The sequence below is a fragment of the Nocardia sp. NPDC052254 genome (genome assembly GCF_040679495.1).
Taxonomy (GTDB): Bacteria; Actinomycetota; Actinomycetes; order Mycobacteriales; family Mycobacteriaceae; genus Nocardia.
Map to the genome: position 1 here is coordinate 273,066 of NZ_JBFAUW010000003.1, position 21,542 is coordinate 294,607.

A 21,542-nucleotide genomic window follows, 5' to 3' on the forward strand; every position below is an offset into this window, starting at 1 on the left:
TCCGAGATACCCGATCACAGCTCGCCCGTTGATCAGATAGGCGATGTCGGCGTGGGTGTTGCCGAGGATGAATTCGGTGAGGGCGTTGCCGAGGTGGTTTCCGATGGATCCGGTGCGGGCATCGCCGAGGTTATCCCCGCCGAATCCGGTGCGGGAGTCAGCGAGGTGGATATCGCCCGAGAATATATGGAGATATTCACCCGGCTGGGTACGTTGTCGGATGCGGAAATTGCTCATGATCTGGGGGTGACTCGAGAGTCGCTCTATCGCGCATACTTCAATATCGCCAGAAGATTGAAGATCGACTACTATCGCTCACTTGCCCAAGCGGCCGACGATCTGATGGAATCCGAACGTGCACAGGGGGATTCGCGGAGAACAAGAAGTCGACTGCGTTCGGCGCGTTTCCCCGCACGTCATACCGAACTGCTGAGACTGTTCGGCGAGGGAAAGACACCCGGGGAATGCGCTGTGGCGATGGGATTGTCTCCCAATACCATTCAAAAATATACGCAACAAATCGGTGGTCGAGTCGGTCTCAAGCTTCGGGACGTCATACTTTCCCGAGGAATCGAACTGGGGATTGTCGATGTGCCGATCCGCGAAAGCGGCTGGGTGCGATTCTCTGATCGTGAATTGCAGATCATAGAAGCGCGGGCGCAAGGTATGACCTACGCGGAGGCGGCCGCGCAACTCGGAATTTCCAAACAGACAGCGTATTCGATCGGAAAGGATATCCTGCACAAGGTTTCCGCAGACAACTGGACGGAGGTATTCGATTTCCCGGTCGCCGAGGAGATAATTCAGGAACCATGGGAAGTGGAACTCGAGAGGATCGCTTTCCAACGTCTCGCCGAACGGTGGATCGTCAACCACAACACCACCCTGGTGGCAACCGGAGTACGGCGCGGCGTCATCGACGCACCCCCGCAGTTCCCCATCGCCCTGACGAAGCAGGAACGTGCCATCCTCGCAGCGAAAGTGCAAGGCAGAACGGCTGAGCAGACGGCGAACGAGGTGGGTTTGCTGCCCAACGCCGTGCATCGGATACTCGCCGAGCTGAGGGAAGCCACCGATTCCCAGACCACAACCGTGCTGGTGATCAGGACGATCTACCAGCTGGACTCCGCCTCTGCCGGGCCGGGCTGGACATCGCATTCCGAGTTGATGCGGGTCCTCGTCATGATCGCCTGCGGTCAAGGACGAAAGGAGATCGCGGCCGAATTCGGCCGGTCACTGGGCTGGGTCAATATTCGGTGCACCGCGCTGGCGGCGGCTTTCGGCGTCATCGACAATCAGGCGGCGCTGGTCGCCGCAGCCGTTCGCGGTCGGATTCTCGAACCTCTTCCCACAGAGAATGAACCCTCGTTCGACGACCCTCAGGAACGCCGGATCATGCTCCGCAAGGCCGAAGGCAAGTCCGACAACGCCATCGCGACGGAACTGGAGGTGCCGTTCAAGACTGTGCGGACGACCATGGCTCGGCTGAAGAAAACGACCGGGAGCGGGACCACTGGGCAGTTGATCGCGAAAACCATTCACTTGGTCGACGCCGCCGAGGCCCGCACAGCACAGGACGCCGGCGAGGCCGAGTCGCGTTCCGGGGCCGAAGGCTTCGAGACCGGCGCGATCCGGCGGATTCTGGACGCTGCCGTGCTCGCCATGCGTCCCCCGGCTGCCCCGCCTGCCGAGACACCCGCGACCGCACGTCGGCTGACCGCTCTCCGACAAACCGCGGCGGGGTTACCCACCAACGCGATTGCCTCGCATCTCGGGGTGGCCGCGATAACGGTGCTCGGCGATCTCACTGCCCTTGCCGCCGACCTGGGTACCGATCGTCGCACGCTGACGCGGGTCGCGGAGTCGGTGCACGCGGCCGCCCAGGGCATCGTCGAACCAGCCGGCCCGACAGGTGATTTCGCTTCACTGACCCGCCGCGAGAAGCAGGTTTTGCGGATTCTGCCGCGTAGGCTCGCCGATGCGGACGCGGCACGGGAACTGGGTGTCACCAAGCGGGCGTTCCAGCAGGCGAGGGGCAAACTTCGCAGGAATCTCGGGGCCTCGGACATCGAGTCGATCATCGAGTGGGCTGTGCAGAACGGCCACGCCGAGAATCCCGCCGATACAGGCGCCGGGCCCGAGCCTGTCGCCGCGATCGACCCCGCATTGCGGGAAAAGGTCGAACGCCTATTGACAGTGGGCGAATCGGCTGGGGTGGTTGCGGCACCGGAACCGGCGCAGGCGCTACTGCAGGCTCGGGGTGTGCCTGCAGTAGCGGAGCCCGAGGTGACAACCGAGTGGGCCGATCCCGCTGCTGTGACAACCGACGGTCTCGAGGGCTACCAGTGCGGTCCGAGGGTCGTCGAGGATGTGGCGAAGTGTCTCCGCCGCAAGGATATCGAGTTGTTGGGCCGGGCTGGTCCGGATGGTGTGCTGGTCAGTGATGTCGAGCGTGCGCTGGGGGGCCAGGCGCAGCACGTCGCGGGGTTGGCCGATGCGGCGGCGCGGTTGCGGGCTTGGGGCCAGGCGCTGGATGCGGATGGATCGGGCCGGGGTAATGGGATTGCGGTAATCGTGTTCGAGCCGGCGTTGTCGGGTGCGAAAGGCGCTCTCGGTCATGCTCGGTGGTTGGTGCGTCGGGTGGAAAATGGTGTGGAGCGGCTCGAGCTGCGGGATCCGGGGAGAGCCGTTGCTCCGGAAGTCGTTGCGCCGGAGGGCTTGCCGACAGATGCTGCGTTGGCGCTGTTCCTGGACAACCAGGGTTATCCGGTCGTCGATGGTGTGCCGCCGGTCGTTGATGGTGTCCTGGGTTCGGACGATGATGTGCGGTGGCGTGGGGACGACGACAACTTCGCCGTCGGTATGGACTCCGCAGGACCTGTCCCGGATTTTCGCGCAGCCAAATCGTTGGAAGCGTGGTTGAGTGCGGTTCGTAACCGCGAAGGATTGACTCAACCGGGCCTTGCCAAACGGATGACAGTATCTCCGAAAGCGGTCTCACGTCACGAGCGTGGCGTGAGCCTGTCTGCGGAGTATTTGCGGAAGTTCGGTGAGGTGTTGGGGGTTTCGGATGAGGTGCGTGCGGCGGTGTTGTTGTGGGCTCCTGAACTTGCGCAGCATTTTCAGGAGTTTGTCTATGAGCCGAGCGAGTCCGGATGTACGTCGCTGGGTGAGTGGCTGCGCGGTGTCCGGGACGACAAAAAACTGTCCCTGCGGGCGCTTGCCGAACGGATGGGTGTAGCTCGGGAAACTATCTCGGAACACGAGCGTGGCGTGAGCCTGTCTGCGGAGTATTTGCGGAAGTTCGGTGAGGTGTTGGGGGTTTCGGATGAGGTGCGTGCGGCGGTGTTGTTGTGGGCCCCTGAACTTGCGCAGCATTTTCAGGAGTTTGTCTATGAGCCGAGCGAGTCCGGATGTACGTCGCTGGGTGAGTGGCTGCGCGGTGTCCGGGACGACAAAGAATTGAATCAAGCTGAACTTGCCGAACAGCTTGATGTATCTCTGCACACTGTCTCGGAACACGAGCGTGGCGTGAGCCTGTCTGCGGAGTATTTGCGGAAGTTCGGTGAGGTGTTGGAGATTTCGGATGAGTTGTATGCGGCAGTACGCTTTTGGGCGCCCGAGCACGCGCAGCATCTCCGTGAGTTTGTCTATGTTCCACGTGAGTCCGGATGTGTGTCGTTGGGTGCGTGGTTGGGATCTGTTCGCAACCGCAAAGGAGGAGTGACCCGATCGGGCCTTGCCGAGTTGATGGGTGTATCTCCGGAAACTGTCGCACGCCACGAGCGTGATGTCTACGTGTCTGTTGAGTATTTGCGGGCGTTCGGTGAGGCGTTGGGGATTGTGGATGAGGTGTATGCGGCGGTGTTGTTTTGGGTTCCTGATCGCGCTCGATATCTTCGGGATTTCGTCCATGACCCGGGTGAGTGCGGGTGTGTGTCGTTGGGTGTGTGGTTGAGTGTTGTCCGCGACGACAGCGGATTGACCGAATCGGATCTTGCCGAGCTGCTGGGTGTATCTCCCGACGTCGTTTCGAACAATGAGCGTGACGTGTATGTGTCTGTTGGGTATTTGCGGGCGTTCGGTGAGGCGTTGGGGATAATGGTTGAAGTGCGTGCGGCGGTTCTGCGTTTCAAGCCGGAGCTTGCGCGGTATTTCGGCGGCTTTGTCTATGCCCCGGGTGAGTCCGGGTGTGTGTCGTTGGGTGCGTGGTTGAGTGCTGCCCGCATCGACAATGGATTGACCCAGTCGGATCTTGCCGGGCTGCTGGGTGTATCTCCCGCCGTCGTCTCGAACAATGAGCGTGACGTGTATGTGTCTGTTGGGTATTTGCGGGCGTTCGGTGAGGCGTTGGGGATTGTGGATGAGGTGCATGCAGCGACACTGTTTTGGGCGCCTGAGCGTGCTCGGCATCTGAAGTTTGTTATTGCTCCGCGTGAGTCCGGATGTGCGTCTTTGGAATCGTGGTTGAGCGCTGTCCGTGACCATAAAGAATTGAGGCAATCGGATCTCGCCGAGCTGATGCGTGTATCTCTTTCCACCGTTAAGGTCCATGAGCGTGGCGCTTACGTGTCTGTTGGGTATTTGCGGGCGTTCGGTGAGGCGTTGGGGATAATGGTTGAAGTGCGTGCGGCGGTTCTGCATTTCAAGCCGGAGCTTGCGCGGTATTTCGGCGGCTTTGTCTATGCCCCGGGTGAGTCCGGGTGTGTGTCGTTGGGTGCGTGGTTGAGTGCTGCCCGCATCGACAATGGATTGACCCAGTCGGATCTTGCCGGGCTGCTGGGTGTATCTCCCGCCGTCGTCTCGAACAATGAGCGTGACGTGTATGTGTCTGTTGGGTATTTGCGGGCGTTCGGTGAGGCGTTGGGGATTGTGGATGAGGTGCATGCAGCGACACTGTTTTGGGCGCCTGAGCATGCTCGGCATCTGAAGTTTGTTATTGCTCCGCGTGAGTCCGGATGTGCGTCTTTGGGTGCGTGGCTGAGCGCTGCTCGCAACCGCGAAGGATTGACTCAGACGGAGCTTGCCGAGCGGATGGAAATATCTCTCTACGCTGTCTCTAGCCACGAACATGGCATTAATTTATCTGTCGAGTATTTACGGAAGTTCGGTTCGGTGTTGAGGATTCCGAACGAGGTGCGTGCGGCGGTACTGTTGTGGGCTCCTGAGCTCGCACAGCACTTTCAAGATTATGTATACGATCCGCAGAAATCTGGAAGTGTATCGCTGGGTGTGTGGTTGAGCGGTGTGCGGGACTACAAAGAATTGACTCAAGCGAAGCTTGCCGAAAAGATGGATATATCCACGGAAACTGTCTCGCGCAATGAGCGTGACCTCCATGTGTCTGTCGAGTATTTGCGGAAGTTCGGTGCGGTGTTGGGTATTTCGGATGAGGTGTACGCGGCAGTGCGTCATTTCGTGCCGGACGTCGCGCAGCATCTGCTGGAGTTTGTTTATGATCCGGGTGAGTCCGGACGTACTTCGCTGGGTGCGTGGCTGCGCGGTGCCCGCGAGTGCGCAGGATTGTCCAAATCGGCGCTCGCGGAACGGATGGCTGTACTCGAGGAAACTGTCAGGCACAACGAGCGTGACGTTTACCTATCTGTCGAGTATTTGCGGAAGTTCGGTGCGGTGTTGGGTATTTCGGCTGAGGTGTACGCGGCAGTGCGTCATTTCGTGCCGGACGTCGCGCAGCATCTGCTGGAGTTTGTTTATGATCCGGGTGAGTCCGGACGTACTTCGCTGGGTGCGTGGCTGCGCGGCCTTCGTGAGTGCAAAGATATGACTCAAGCGGAGCTTGCCGAACGGGTCGGTGTATCGCGAGATACTGTCTCGAGCAATGAGCGTGCCCCCCGCGTGTCTGCCGAATATTTGTGGGTGTTCGGCGCTGCGTTGGGTATTTCGGATGAGGTGTACGCGGCAGCGTTGTTCTGGGATTCCGAGGTTGCGGAGCATCTCAGGGAGTTGATCGTTGAACCGCACAAACCGCGGCGTAACTCGCTGGGTGTATGGCTGCGCGGTGTTCGTGAGTACAAAGATATGACTCAAGCGAAGCTTGCCGAACGGATCGGTGTATCGGAGGACACTGTCTCGAGCAACGAGCGTGACCTCCATGTGTCTGTCGAGTATTTGCGGAAGTTCGGTGCGGTGTTGGGTATTTCGGATGAGGTGTACGCGGCAGTGCGTCATTTCGCGCCGGACCTCGCGCAGCATCTGCTGGAGTTTGTTTATGATCCGGGTGAGTCCGGACGTAAATCACTCGGTGCGTGGCTGAGAGGTGTTCGTGTCTATAAAGAAGAATTGACCCAAAAAGAAATTGCTGATCTGACTGGCGTTGCTCAGAATACTATCTCTGCCAGCGAGCATGACGATAATGTTTCCGTCGAGTATTTATGGAATCTTGGTGTGGTGCTGGGAATTTCGAAAGAAGTGTACTCGGCGGTGCTGGTCTTGGCTCCTGCGTATGCGCAGCGCCTCCGAGAGTTTTCCTTCGACCCGGACAGATTCCGCCGCAAATCTTTGGGCGCGTGGTTGAGAGCTGCCCGCGATGGTCGCGGATTGGAACGACAAGAAGTTGCCGCTGCGGTTGGTGTGACCGATGACACTGTTGCGCATCACGAGGATGACGAGCACGTGTCCGTCGAGTATTTGCGGGCGTTCGGTGTGGCCCTGGATATTCCGGATGATGTGATGCGGGCGGTGGCCCTGCGCTGGGCTCCCGAGCTCGTGGACTTGCTCTCCGACTCGCTCCCTGACCTCGATACCGCCACCGCCGAATCGTGGGCACCGGGAGACTTGGTCCGGGCGATCCGGCTGTCCTACCGCTTGTCCCAGATGGAGCTCGACAAACGCATGGGGCGTAACGGGACGGTACCAGCCGCAGAGAAGGGCGACGTCCGCGTGAACATCGATTTCCTGCGGCGGATGTGTTTTGTCCTGAAGTTGCCACACGGCTATGTTCGCTCGATTGTCGAACTGTTCATCGCCCCGCAGTATCGGCCGAATGACTTGCGTGCCGAGCCTCCCGAGGAGGGGGAGGAGGATTTCTGGGAGCTACTCTTCACCTTCCCGGGTGAGCGTCCGGAGTCGGTGCCACTGAACCGGATATGGGTGAGACACCTGCCGCTCGCACGTTCCGCCGCGTATTCCGCCGCACGGAACGAGCGCTTCGAATCTGCCGATGACCTGACCCAGCGATTCGCAGGGGTAATTCGGGCCGCGATCCTTACCCACGTTCCGGGTATGCCGTTCGTCCCGCATGTCCAGAAATCGTTGAGGTTTGCGAAGTTGAAGGTGTTTTTCGAGTCCAGGCTCCCGAATCTGGACACCCTGACGCGGAGAATGGTCGTCCGCGTGTACGCCGAGCTCGGCAGGCGCCAGATCCTGAACCTGTTCACCCCTGGAGAAGAGACGGGGATGACAACCGCGGAGCGGGCGCGATTGATCGATGACATCGCCGGCGCGCTGAAACTGAAACCGTCGCAGGTGGCGTTCGCGCTGACGGCGATCGCCCAGGGAAGGGACGCTTCGCTGTCCAACGACTCGCTGGGTGCCGACACTTCCGCGGTCATGGCGGATCCTCATGCGAACGTGGAGCACGGCGACGACGCTGTTGTACCTACCTTGCAGAGCATCGATCCGGCGTTCGCGGCGAGGGTTCACGAGGCGTTGGCCGGTCTGCCGGACAACGATGTCACCAAGCAGTTGGTCGAAAAGGTGTATCTCCAGAAACTTCCGAAGGAGGTGGCGGAGATGGATCTGGGACTCGAGGTGGGTGAAGCGAAGGAGAAACTCGCCGCCGCGAAGGATCTGTTGCGCACAGTCGACTGGTCGGGTCTGGTCGATCTCGAGGATGGAACCGGGCAGCGCGGTCTCGGTACCGATGCCCCGGATTCCCCCGTGAGCGACCTCGAGCCGCCGTCGTCGGTAGCCGAACCGGGATTCACCGCCCGCATCGGTGCTGTCGCCAGCGGTGTGGACCCGGCATCGCGGAATGCCGCAGACATGGATGAGGCCGTGCGTTCGGCGCTCGAATCTGCGCCCCCCGCGAAGGACGAGGCCCCGGTCGATGTGACGACCGATGGTCTCGAGGGCTATCAGTGTGGTCCGAAGGTGGTCGAAGATGTGGCTCTATGGTTCGGTCGCACGGATATTCGGCTGCTGGGCCGGGCCGGTATGGACGGGGTGCTGGTCAGTGATGTCGAGCATGCGCTGGATGGCCGGGCGCAGCACGTCGCGGGGTTGGCCGATGCGGTGGCTCGGTTGGACGCGTGGGGGCGAGGTCTGGATGCGAGTGGGCGGGGTGACGGGATTGCGGTGGTGGTATTCGAGCCGGCCCTGTCCGGCCGGCGAGGGGATCTGGGCCATGCCAGGTGGTTGATTCGCCGTGTCGACGGAGACCGGGTGTGGTTCGAGCTGCGGGATCCGGGCAGAGGGGAGTTTGTCAGCCATCTCGATCCGAATTTCGCTGGGCCGCAGGACCAGTCCGCCGATGGCGTCCTCGCTCTTTTCCTGGACCAGCGGGGTCGTCCTGTTGCCGACGGTGTTCCGCCGGTCGATGACGGTGTTCTCGTTGTCGACGGTGAGGTCCGGTTGCGTGGCTCGCGCGACAACTTCGCGGTCGGACAGTCGGTTCCGGACGCATCCACCGGCCCTGCCCTCACCCGCGAACAGGCCGTGGCCCTCACCACGTATGGCGCGCCGGATTACCGGGACGGTCCGCACGGGGTGTGGTTGATGGGCGATCCACGACCGGGGCACACCGCCCCGGTCATCGTCCGGAAATTCCTGGGTACCGCCGACCTCGATGTACCCGGGATCGTCAGTGCCACACTGAAGGTGGTCCCGGGAGTGACCGCCGACGGGGCGATCCACGACCGCACCGATGCCCTGGGAGGCGCAGTTCGGGGAGGCGCGCGAATGCCCCGAACGTTGTACGCGGGAGACGATATCCTCGTCCAGGAATACATCGCCGGGCAGCCATTGACAGTGGCCGACTTCGTCGATCGGGAGACCAGGACCTTCCTCGCCGACGAGGCCGACGCGTTGTTCGCCGAGCTCGTCCCGGATCATGCGCCGCCGCCACCGTTTTCGACGACGACGCGCACCGAGTGGGACACACATCTTCGCCGAGCGCGGCGCTTCGCCGACGTGCGAATCGCAAGTCTCGGACCGGTGATCGAGTTGCTGCGACTCGACGAGCTGGCGTACGGATATAGGCGATTCCCCACGGCGGCCGAGAACACCGAGCCCATCCGCCTGCACGCCGCATTGACCCTGGCCAACTTGATTCGGACGCCGGATGGTGAGCTGGCCGGGTCGAACTGGGAATTCGTCGAATCCGGTCCGCCGGAGTGGGTGTACGCCGCATTTGTCGTCCGCAATCCATGGCCCCCCGGAGTGCGAGAACAAGTGCACAAGTGGTGCGTTCGGCGCATCAGGCGACTGTATGGCCCCGACGTATTGAAGCTGTTCAGTCCTCACGTCTACTTGGAGGCGCGACACGCTGCCCTCGAGCAGGCGTTCCAGTTGCCAGGAGTTGTCGCCGACGGCACCGTCCGCGCCACCGATCGGCGGCTCGCGTTCAAGTCGATCCTCGAATTGCTGCGATACGGCGACGTCATGATCGATCCGGTCTTCCAGCGGCTGCTCGATGATCTCGCGCGGCTGCGCGCGCAGGGGTGGCCGACGGACGCGAACAATTTCGATGTCAGGCGCGAGCTGGACGAGTCCCTGGCACCCAGTATCAGAATTCCCATTCGTGCTGTGCTGCGAGATCCGGCCTGGAGCCAGTGGCAGCTGAGGAGTTTGAACAGCGAACTCACCATGGATCGCCGCCCGCATCGTCTCCATATGGCGTTCGCTGAGTTCGAAGATGCCGAACCCGGCGTGGTGACACGTCTGCACGTCCGTGCTGTTGTGATGATCGGCCCGGTCGAGCTCGGCGAAGTGGATATGCGTTTCGATCTGGATCTGGCGGGGAATGTCACCGCCAGTGTCGATCCTGGTCCGGCCGGGGACTTCGTCCCGCAATACCTGGCCGCTCGTAGTGGCACGGAACGGGGCTCGTTCATCGATTTGTTGCGCCATTTCATCCGAGGCACCGGCGCGGATGTGCTGCGGATCAAGGTTGCCGACGGTACGGCGGAGCATGTGCTCAACGATCGTGATCAGCTGCTGCGGGCCGGTTTCACACCGGTCGCCGACGAATCGATGTGGGTGAGCGAACGACTCCGGGCGGTGCCCGCCGAGCCCGCCACCGCGCGTATCGGTCGACGTCTCACGCACGACGAGGTACGCGGGGTGATGGGCAATGTGGAACTCAACGCACCGGACGAGTATGAGAATCAGAACGGTGTCTGGCATCTCCCGCTGTCCGAAGGGGCCGGCCCGGCCGGACCGGCGGTAACGGTCCGGGCTTATCTTCCCGACGCCGAGCAGCTCAGTTTCGAGCTGGACGCGCTGGCGGTGTCGGCAGCGGATGCCTCGAATCAGTTTCACGCGGCAGGGGTGCACGGGCCGCGGTTGCTGTACGACTCCGAGTCGATGACTCGAGTCGAGGGATACCCGAACCGGGTGACGATTCACGAATTCGTTCCGGGGCAGAATGTTCTGCCCCGCGAGGGATGGCGACGTACGACCGAAGATGTCGCCCCGGAGCTGCACCGGCTGCACTCGCTGGCACCCGTCGATCCTGCTCTGACGCAGCGGATCTGGGATACCACGCAGCAGCGCCGGGTCCGTGAACTGCACCAGAACGACATCGACCATCGAATGGAAATGCTGACCGGCGGGGTGCCGTTGTTCACCACGTGGAGTCCGCTGCCGACCGGCGTACCGGAAAGCCCGATGGGCTTCACACACGGCAACCCGATCCGCCGCAAGATGCGACGCGGAACGGACGGCCGGATCGGATTCACCGACGCCAAATCCGCACAATTCGCGCCGATCGCTTGGGATTGGGCTCGGTACTATCTCGGCAACGAATGGACCGACGACGAGCGCACCGCGGTCGAACACCGGGTCAAGGAAATGCTGACCGAGCGGTACGGACCCGATGCGGCACGCGACTTCGACCGGTACGTGCTGCTGGAGGCGTGGAAGTCGATCATCGGCGACGCCTATCGGCTGCCGAAAAAGATCGCGGCGGGCATCCTGACCGTCGAGGAAGCTCTGCCGGACTTCGAACGCAACGTCGTCCGGGTACGCAGGGCCGCGGTCGAATATGCTCGCGGCCTGCGCGCTTCCGACCCCGGTCTGGAAGAGATGCCGGACGTGCGCGCATTACTGAACCAATGGACACAGCGCGAACTGGATTCGTATACACCGGGTGCATCCCCGAGCGCGGCACCGGCCACCGAGGAGCGTGCCGCGGCCGACACGTCGACGGCCCGGCCTCGATGGGCGCGACGACTGTTCGATACGTCCAGGCATTCCGGCACCCGAGACTCGGCCGAGGACGTGCAGCGCGCCTTGGTGTTCAACCAGTGCTGGGACGGGCCGCCACGCCTGGAGCCTGTTCAGGCGCGCATCGAGCATTCGAGCGGCGGCGCTGTCCGACAGGTGTTCGTCAAGGCCGTCGTCATGGACGGCACTCGCGAATACGACGACGTGGATATCTTTCTCACATGTAGTGACACCGGCGTCATCACGGCAACCTGCGGTGATGCTGCCGGTGGAACGCCGATCGATCATCTGGCACTCGACTTCGCTCGTACCGCGGGTATCGACCGACTCCGGCTGCAGGTCACCGATGGACCGGGAGCGGCCAGGGCCGGATTCGACTGGGACGAGGAAGATATCGACGATCTGCTGGTGGCGGTCGATGGCGCGTTGCGCGCCCTCGAAGAGGGTGATGCGCAGATATCCGACGGCATTGTGGAGTTGATCCGCCGAGTACGTACGGGCGACCTACCTTCCCCGAAGGAGCTGCTCGACTGCGGCGTCGATCTCGATGAGGTCGCCGCCCGCGGACCCCAGGCTCCCGATCGGTGGTGGGGATCCATCGAGGTTGCCTTCGCCGCCGATAGGGGGGGCGCCGTGTGGAGTGCTTTCGAACTGCGGCGGGGCGTAGGACTGAGCGAGCCGCCCCCCGCGCTGCCGAAGCTACCGGTCGACATCGAGGCCCAGGGAAGTGGCATCCTGGCCCCGGAATCCGTTGCCAAACTGGTGCTTCGCACCTCACTACGGGTTCCCAGGTGGTGGGGCAACAGCAAGTGGGGGTGGATCGACCGAGACGAGCAGGGCAATCAGGTGATCATCACCCGGCTGCAGTCTTCGACCGTCGTGGCCAAGGATCTGACCACCAATCCACGCCGGGAAGACGGAGTCGACCGTTGGTTCCGGCGACTATCGTCCGATTCGTTCGACGTAGAGCGGCTCACCACAGAAGTAGAGGTCGGATATCCGAAGGAGTTGTACGAGTGGGGCCCCTACCGGGTGCAACGGTATATAGACGGCCGAACCCCCGCTCCGACGGATTCGGATTGGGAAGCCGTGCTGGACAGGATGTTCGAGCTGAAGCGCCGACTGTCGCAGGTGGAGCTGCCCGAGAAGCTGAAAGTGCGATCGGTGACCGAGCAGTTCCACCTGTTCCTGGATTTCCAGCGCCGCAATTACCGCGCACGCGCCGACTGGCTGGACTCGCTCTTCCGGCTGGCACCGCACCAGGCATGGTCTGCCGATACCGACGATGGCGAGTGGCCACCCAGCCTCAGCCACGCCGACATGACATTCGACAACATTCGGGTCGCCGAGGATGGCACGGTGACATTGCTCGACTGGGACAACGCGTGCATCACCCATCCGCTGTGGGATTACGTGACCATGCTCTGGACGCCGTGGCCGGAGGACCGAGCCGAGCTGGTCGAGGACAAGATCAGAAATGAGGTTCGCGCCCGCTTCGGAGAGCGTGGCGTGGTCGAGCTGAATCGGCTCCTGACGATGGCATCCCTGGACTCGCTGTTCGGCGACTCCGGATACTTCGTCGGGCAGATCGCGAAAGATCCGAGCAAGACCGACGTGCTGGTGGGACGGTTCTATTCCGACTATCGGAGGTTGTGCCGTCTGCGTCCTGGCTGGGAGGCGCAGCCGCCGCACCTGGTCCGCAGCCTGATGCTGGAAGCGGCGAACACGATGCGGCGGGAGTGGGGAGAGCCGTCACTGCCGAATGAGCCTGTCGGCACACCGGATTCCCCGCAGACCGGCGAGGTGAGCCCGGAGTCGGTGCTGCCCCCTGCCGTCCTACCGGGAGACAGCGAGTTGCTCGCCGTGGTGACCGGCCTGCTGAATCAGGAGTACGGCCGGCGCGGATACACCCTCGTGCCGACCGCCGCGAGGTACGCCCAGCGTGCGGGCAGCCGCTGCTTGACCGTATCGGCGACGATCGTCGGGGTCGATGGATCGAATGTCGAGGAACCGGGCGACCTGCGCTTGCATGTCCATCACGATGGGGATGGACTCGTAACGGTCACCTTCGACCATCTCGTCATCCAGGAGTTGTTCCAGAATGGCGGCTTCACAGCGGACTTCGTGCCGAGGCTGCGTCGTGCGGTCGGCGCCGGTGGACGGATCGTGCTGCCGATCCATGGCCGGACCGGCTTCCGGGTCGCGGCGCGCCACGGTCTTCGGCTGGATCCTGATCCGGACCGTCTGGCCGAGTCGCGGGACAGCACTGCGCAATTGGTCAACAGACTGGATCACCGTACTGTCGTCGATCCGATGTTGGACCGATTCGACCGACCGGTCGAGGCCCGGCCCACCTTCGCCGAGATGGCCCACTATTTCGGTCGGTCGCTGGACGGTTGGCCGGATGACTGCCGATGGTGGGGTGTGCTGGACGGTGTACCCGCGGACGCCGACGACGCGCAGTCCGGTGTCGCGCTGCCGTCGTCGGCGATGGGAGTCCGCCGCAGGCCCCGAACGGCATGGCCGGATACCGACGACCCCGCGCTGACGGAACCACAGATCGAATTGTTCGCCGAGCTGGTCCGTTACCGGGCCCGTATCGTCGGCAACCACCACGGCGTCTGGATCGTCGAGATGCCGAACGGGCGCAAGGTGGTCATCCGCGTGCCGACCGATACACCGAATCCCAATTTCGATCCGCGGATCGGCCTGGTCTTCGGGGAACCGCTGGCGGCGGAGTTGTTCCGGCGAGCAGGCGTGCGGGTGCCGAAGCTGCACCACATCGGTGCCCGGTCCGCCTATCCGCAGAGTTTCCTGATCCACGAGTACCTGGACGGCTCTCATCCCGTACCGGGCGAGGATTGGCAGCCGACGGCCGAGGCGCTGTTCGCCGAACTCGATCGGGTTCATGCGCTGCACTCGGACGCATGGGATTGCCTCGAGCACGATGAAGCCCTGCCGCTCACCCGCGTCGAATGGGAGCAGCGGCTGGTACGTGAGGTGGCGCGGATCCCACTGGAGTACGACTCGGAGGACCGGCTCCACGGCGAGCTCGGTATGCCGGGCCTGCACGAAATCTTCGCCGTGCGGCCATCGGCACCGGACGATGTGCAGCTCGGTGTCGTGCACGGTGATCCGACGTTCAACAACATGATGTTCCGGGTGAACGACCGCGATCAGGTCGCGCTGCTCGATCTGGAATTGGCCCACCCGGGTTCGCCGGTATGGGACTATGTCGCGTTCGCCATGCGCAACCCGTGGCCCACACCCACTGTCCGCGCTGATGTGGAGCACTGGTGCCGGACGCGGTTGCTGGCGCATTACGGCGAGCAGGCTGCCAACGACTTCGACGAGTATCTGAAAGTCGAGGCATGGAAGTCCGCCGCGGGTGACAGCTTCCGATTGCCGCTGCTCATTGCCCGCGATCCGGCATTCCTCGACGGAGATTCGCGGGTTCTCGATGATGCGGCGGAAGGCTTGCACCGCAATCTCGGACGCGTATTCGAGGCGGCGGGCCGAACCGGGCCGGAATTGGCGGAGGTGCGTGCTCACCTTGCTCGGTGGGCCCGGCGGATCGTGCGCCGGCGCGATCAACAGCAGCTGCCCACCGAGCCGGTGGCCGGTGGTCAGGTGCCGACGCCGGCCGAATTGCCACAGCAGTCGATACGTGAACCGTTGCTGACCGGTACCGGGCAGACCGCTGCGAATGCGGCCCTGGCGAATGTCGTGGCCGGCATGAGATCCAGCGGTGGGCCTGCCAGACTGGAGCCGGTGGGCGCGCGGTTCGAGGCGCCCGACAGCGCGCAGACAGATATCGTGAGCCGCATCCGGATGCGCACGGTGCTGATGGACGGGTCTCGCGAATACGGTGAGGTATCAGTTCTTTTCGAACTCCGCCGCGACGACAGCGGGCACGAACCGCACCTGGACGGTCGACCCGCCCGGGCCGGCACGGTGATTGCGCGCCTGGAGTCCCGTGCCGACATCGACCGGCTCGCCGGCGAGTACGGCGGTCCGCATCTGCTCGGAGTCGCCGAGGACCTGGCTCGCCGGCTGGGCGCCGACACACTGGTGATCGAGGTTTCCGGCGACGAGAGTATGCAGGCGGCGCACAACGGATTCGACTGGGACGGCCGGGAAGGACGATCGGCCACGTTCACCGAATCGATGGCCTCCCTCCAGGCGGCGTACCGGTCGCAGGCACCCGCCGACACATCGTGGCAGGACTGGCCACTCGACGAAAGTCCGCAGGCGCTCATCCGCCGGACGGGGGCAGGTGTTCTGCGCGCCGCGCGGTGGTGGGCGAACAAGGACCTCACCGATCACGCGGTGCCGCCGACTCCGATCGAAAATCGCACGGCCACACGTCGGCCGCCCGGCGAGGAATTCTTCTCCGATGTCGCAGAGGCGACCGGCGACGGCGGCATCGGTCCGGCGAAGGTTGCCCAGTTGGCGGTCACGACCGCGATGGAGCCGCCACACGCCAGAGGCTATTACACACATGTCTGGTGCGTCACCGACCATGACGGAATGATGTGGAAGGTGCGATACATAGCGGCGGAGCCGGGCGATAAGGACCTGGCAGCCAACCCCACCCACCCTCAGCTCCGCGATGGCGACCGTGCCTTCCACATCATCGTCCTGCCCGAGAGCAGGGCGGAAGACCTGGCTCGCGATGTCGGTGTGGATGTACCGAAGACAGTTGCCGCATGGGGTGCCGGTGGCGCGCATCGTGGTTCCAGCTCGATCCGGGGTATGGGAATGGGCGGGCGCATTCCGATGGTCGGGGACGCCGACTGGCGGGATACCCTCCGTGGCCTGTTGGAGCAGCTGCGGCTGTTGCGGGCCGTCCGGCTTCCCGCCGACCTCGCGGTGCGCACCGTCGTCGAATGGGAACAGCTGCACCGGAGCATGCAGCGGATCAAGTACGAAAAGCGCGCTCGATTCCTGGACGCTCTGCGGCTACCGATGCCGAACGAGATATGGGTGCCGGGTGACACCGCCTGGGCAGCTGGGCTCAGCCACGGCAACGCGACCTTCCGCAATCTGTGGGTCCGGCCCGATGGCTCGGTGGCACTGGACAACTGGAACCTCACCGGCGTCCGGCACATCCTGTGGGACCTCACGACCATCTTCTGGACACCCTGGGCGCCTGCGGATCTCGAGGAGGTGACGGCGATGGTCGAGCAGGAGATCAGTGATGAATTCGGTGCAGCGGGGGTGGACGAGTTCCGCCGACTGCGCGCGATCGCTTGCCTCGACTCGCTCTACAGCGACGCCGACACCTTCGTGCAGAAGATCCGCATCGACCCCCGGCAGAGGGATGTGCTGGTCGACCGCTTCTATTCCGACTACCGCACGCTGTGGGCCTATGCCGAGGCGCGCAAGCTGTGGCCGTCGCGTGGCTCCAGACCGCTGGAATACAAGACGGTTCGCGAGCTCATGCTGCATGAGGCCAACCCCGCCAACCCCCGCCCGCCGCTGCTCGACATCGCCCCCGACACCGACGGCGCCCCCCGGCCGTTCCGATACACCGGCCGGCCGGTACAGGCGGATCTGTCCGCGGTTCCGACGATTTCGGAACTTCTGAGGGACAAACACGTCCCAGAGGATGAGCTCCTCCAGGAGCTTTCGGGAATGCAGCTGCAGTTCGGACCCAACTTCGGACTCGTCCTGAATCGAGTCGAATTCTTGCGCAATGCTCCCCGTGGATTCGCATCCGGAGTGCGGTTCCGCGGTGTATTCGCCACCTGGCCGGACAACCCGGCCGAGGTCGGTGACGCGGACTTCAGCATCGAGTGGGACGAGAACGGCCGACGCACGGCTCGAATCGACACCTTCTGGATAGAACCGTGGCACAAGGACACCCGCTGCGGCGACACGGTCACTCCGGCGTTTCGGGATTACCTCCGCCGAGAAGGGGTGGAGCGGATCTACGTGGAGGTCCATGGTCGGCGCGGTGCTCGAGCCGCGATCCGTGAGGGTCTGGACTGGGATCTCACTGCAGATCCAGCTCAGCTGGCCGACTGCATGCGGGCACTGAGCCTGCGCATTCGTGCGGACCTCGCGGTGACCCCGCACGCAGCGGTCGGAACGCGACTGCGCCAGTTGCTCGGTGAGCTCGAGTACCCGCCGGACGGACGCTATCCGACCCCGGCCGAGATCGCGGACGCGTTACCGGACGGGTGGGACGCGGCCAAGTTCTTCGAGGGGATCCACTGGAAGGGCGTCACCGTCCCATGAGCCATTGAGTGGTGACGAGTCGCGGGCGGTCTAGCGCCGCTCGTCCTTGATGGCCTTGATCACTTCCGCGATACCGGAATTCAGGAGAGTCACAAGGCGTTTGCTGTCGGCTCCCAACGCGATCTGCGGGTGCCCGTCGGTGATCGCGTAGCGGCCGTCGTCGGCGAGGTCGCGCCAGCACAGGCGGCTCTGCGCCAGGCCGCGGGGGCCGAAGCGGGACAGCCCCTGGACGATGTCGATGATCCCCTCGCCGGTGACGGGGGCGCGGAAGAATTGGTCGGCGCGCCGTTCCACGGTGTCGTCGAAGGTGTCGGTCACCAGTGACTGACCGTAGGAGTAGTCCAGATCGGGATTCCGATTGCGTTGGGCCAGTACGATATCGGAGAGTTTGCCCGCGGCCGCTTCGGGCAGTTCGGCGATGAGCAAGCCGGCCAGCTCCAGCGCACCGCATTCGGTGATGGTGTAACCGCCGCTGTGCCAGGCGGTCTCGCCCGGAAGCTGCTTCAGCAGATACCCGTAGCCCTCGCGGCGCACCGCGAGTAGCCGGATCTGACCGGCGGCATCGTCGAAGTCACTGCCCCAGCCGTGCAGTTCGATCCGGATATCCGGCCGCGCGGCCACATCCAGTATGTTCTCGACCTCGTCCAGCCGAGGTCCCAGTTGTGCTCGGACTTCCCGCTTTTCGCGCTGGAAGTCCTCGTACAGTGGCGTGTCGCTGGTGAATATGAACGGTGCCGGCAGCACATCGGCTTGCGCGTTCTCCCAGGCGACGACGAATTCCAGGTCGGTGAATTTCCAGGTCCGGGTCATTTCTCCACGACGGCCTTGCCAACGGTCGGTGCGTCACCCAGTGCCTCTTCCAGATGTTTGGTGGATTCGAGGTATTTGGGCCGCTTGTGTTCCTTGCCCTGTTGCTGGCCTTGGCCGCCCGCGGCGCCCGGGGATCCCGGCGTTCCGGCTCCGGGCGTGACACCGGCGGCGGGCATCCCGCTCAGGCGGCCGAGCGAGGAGGCCGGTCCGGCTGTTCCCGCGCGCGGGAACAGCCGTGCCGCATCGGCTTCCTTCTGCAATGCGGCGGCCGCACCACTACTGAGGCCCGCGCCGCCGCCGATCTTGCTGGCACCGGCCCCGCCACCACTGCTCGCACCCAGACCGCCGGGCACCGAGGGCATGTTGGCCCTGGCGGCGTTCAGTCCGGCACCGGCGGCTTGCTGTGCGGCATTCTGCGCGGCCTGGGCCGCGGCCTGCATCGCGCTCTCGGCACCTCCCATACCCTGCTGCGCAAGGTTGGCCGCCTGGCCCAGGCCGTCCAAACCCGAAGGGGTGGTGGCGGATTGAATCGCGTCGGTGGGATCCACCGCGGCGGGTTTGGTGGGGGTGTACGGGTCGGTCGAGTCGCCCACGGACGAGGGGACGTAGGAGTCGGCGACACTCTGGGGAGTCGGGGAGATGCTCGTCGGGGTGTAGCCGCTGGTTGGGGTGGCACCGGCACCGGTACCGACGCCGGCACCGGCACCGACGCCGGAACCAGCACCGACACCCGGTGTGGCTCCGCCCGGGGTCGTGCCGGGGCCGTCCGACTGTTTGCCTCCGCCACCCTTGTCGCCGGCGCCGGGCTTCTTGGTATCCGTCGTCGGCAGTTCGTCCAATGCCGGGACGAACATCGACGATGTCTGAACGCCCTGAACATAGTTGTTTTCCATGTTCTGGCGATATATGGCGAGCGCTCGTTCGTTCTGGGCCTTGACGACGGAATTGTATGATGCCTGATCGTATGAAGCACCGCCGCCGGGCATTTCGCCGCTGTCGGCACCAGGGCTCAGCTGTAGCGGCTTCATCGGCTCCTTGCTGGTTGGCATTCCTTTATGGGTATCCGCCAGCCAATCGGAGGTGTAGTTGAGGTTGGAACCGACGGCTTTCATCCGTTGGGTCAGCCCGTCGGCTTTCTTGTGATATTTCTTGACCGCGCCGATCGCCGAATCGGCGCCGTCGCCTTTCCACAAGGATTCGGGCATATTCGTCAGTTTCTTGGAGAGAGCTCCCACGGTGTCGCCCAGTTCGAGAGCCATCCAGTTCCACATTCTGGCGGCGTCACTCACCGGTGTGATCGCATCTTTCGTCGACTGGCCGAGATCGTAGAGGTCACGCCATAACTGGCTGGCGGGGTTCTCGGGCTTGGGGTCTCCGCCCTTGGCGTGCTTGTCCCCGTCGGGCCTGGAGTCGAATTCCAGTCGCCACTGCTTCAAAGCCTCCGGCTGTGATTGATTGTGGCCCAGACTGTCTGCCATCCCTTTCGGCAGAGCTGCGGGCTTGACCAGATCGCTCGGTTTGATATCGCTGACCAGATCTTTTTGTTTCGCTGTCAATGCGTCATCGATCAGATTTCTACCGAGCCCCGTGGTCATCTCGGCATCGTCGCTCTGATATTCGGTGTCGGAATCCTTGGATTCTTTGCCGCCCTTCGGCGCCTTGTGGTGAAATTTTCCGGCCTTGGTCGGTGCCTTTATCGCAGACAGATCGGCTTTCATGCGATCCTTGGTCTTCTTATCGAAGCCGCTCGCGGAATCCAGGTCGGTGTCGATGTATTTGGTGCCAGCGGCCTTGAAAGTGTTGAGCATTTCATTCAACACGTTCTTGTGGGTCTCCAGCACATCGTCCAGTCCTCGGAGCGTGCGATTGAATTGGTCCGTGAGCAGACCGCCGGAGGTGAGATTGCTCAGTTGCTTCTCGAGTTTGGCGTCGGGGATCTTCTTCTGGACGGCGAGGATGCCGGCGATCGCGTCGGCGCATTCCTGGGCTGCCAGCTGGGCGGCCGCGGGATCGAACCGGACCTGGCCCGCCGCCGTCTTCTTGGCAACGTCTTTCCAGGGATCCTTGTCCTTCTTGCCGGGAGTTGTGACCGGGCCGACATTCTTGGTCGGTTCACCGCCGCCGTCCATCATCGGTGCCCCCCGGTATGTGCACTCGTCTGTGGCAAGGCCCCGGTGTCACCCATAGGTCGCGCTCCTGACTATCACCGACAATCTCGACCAGTCTGGCACGCGCGTGTGCTGCACAAGATGGACCTCCTTCTCATCGGTGGCAACACGTGAACTGGCGCGCGACAGTCCGGTGGCCGTACGCTCCTGCGGCGAATTGCCGTGGGGTGTAACGGTGATCGGTGACATCACGACCGCTGCCATGCCGGTCCCCGTGGGTCGGCGCGAGTTGATGAGGGGCGCTATGTGGACAGCCGCATCGAAGAGTGGCTCGATCTCGGTCGAGACCACCGAGCAGGGATTGCCGGTCGGTGTCAAAGTAGAGCGCGATGAGTTACGCCGTCCACCGGGGGAGTTGGCGGCCGAGATAGTCAGGCTCTGCCGACAGTCGGCGAATCGGGCCGGGCTGGCACGCCGGGAGCAGCTGCGGCAGGCGGGGCTGACCGGCGATGTCCTTGCATTGACCGGCCTGCCCAAGCCGGAAGATGTTGCCCGCCAGGAACTCGTTGAAGAAGAGGAATACGAGGTCGAACCGCAGAGCTGGCTGCGATCGGTATGAGCAGCGCGATGGACGACATCGAGGCGCGGGCGCATCGCAGCCTGAATCGGCTGCGCGACCTCGCGGACGAGATGAAAGCTGTCCGGGTTCGGGAGACCTCCCCCGATGGCGTGGTGACCGCGGTGGTCGATGGCAACGGTGCGCTGCAGGAGCTGGAATTGTCCTCGGGGACAGCGAAACTTTCGCCGGCCGAGTTCGAGCGGATCCTGGTCGACACCGCGAGCCGTGCCGCGCAACGGGCCTTCGCCGAGCGTGCCGATCTGGTGACCGCCTTCAACGGCGAGACGGTGGATCAGCCCATGGGGGCCGAGAGAATCGAAAGGGGTACGGGGCCGTAGCGCAACGGAGATCCGACC

5 protein-coding genes (1 of these 5 only partly in view) are annotated in these 21,542 nt (G+C 63.4%); 3 read left to right on the forward strand and 2 right to left on the reverse strand.

Annotation, left to right across the window (positions count from 1 at the left end; genetic code table 11):
* Positions 1-17,649, forward strand: partial view of a helix-turn-helix domain-containing protein gene (locus AB0L57_RS09970; protein ID WP_364959628.1) — the 3' portion only. The gene continues 111,375 nt to the left of window position 1, outside the view; the window shows 17,649 of its 129,024 coding nt (coding positions 111,376-129,024); its start codon lies beyond the left edge, outside the window; it ends in the stop codon at positions 17,647-17,649.
* A gap of 30 nt (positions 17,650-17,679) precedes the next feature.
* On the opposite strand, the gene AB0L57_RS09975 is transcribed toward AB0L57_RS09970, so the two are convergent.
* A complete protein-coding gene (locus tag AB0L57_RS09975) occupies positions 17,680-18,459 on the reverse strand; it encodes an ESX secretion-associated protein EspG (RefSeq protein ID WP_364959631.1) in 780 nt (259 codons plus the stop codon).
* Positions 18,456-20,591, reverse strand: coding sequence for a hypothetical protein (locus AB0L57_RS09980; RefSeq protein WP_364959633.1), 2,136 nt, complete (start codon positions 20,589-20,591; stop codon positions 18,456-18,458). The genes AB0L57_RS09975 and AB0L57_RS09980 overlap by 4 nt, the downstream gene beginning before the upstream one ends.
* Before the next feature lie 211 nt (positions 20,592-20,802).
* On the opposite strand from AB0L57_RS09980, the gene AB0L57_RS09985 reads away from it, so the two are divergent.
* Both AB0L57_RS09985 and AB0L57_RS09990 read left to right on the forward strand, forming a co-directional pair.
* Positions 20,803-21,186: a hypothetical protein gene (locus AB0L57_RS09985; protein WP_364959635.1), complete on the forward strand. Its 384-nt coding sequence runs from the start codon at positions 20,803-20,805 to the stop codon at positions 21,184-21,186.
* Positions 21,183-21,524, forward strand: a complete 342-nt coding sequence (locus AB0L57_RS09990) for a YbaB/EbfC family nucleoid-associated protein (protein WP_364959637.1) — start codon at positions 21,183-21,185, stop codon at positions 21,522-21,524. The genes AB0L57_RS09985 and AB0L57_RS09990 overlap by 4 nt, the downstream gene beginning before the upstream one ends.
* Positions 21,525-21,542 lie beyond the last annotated feature (18 nt).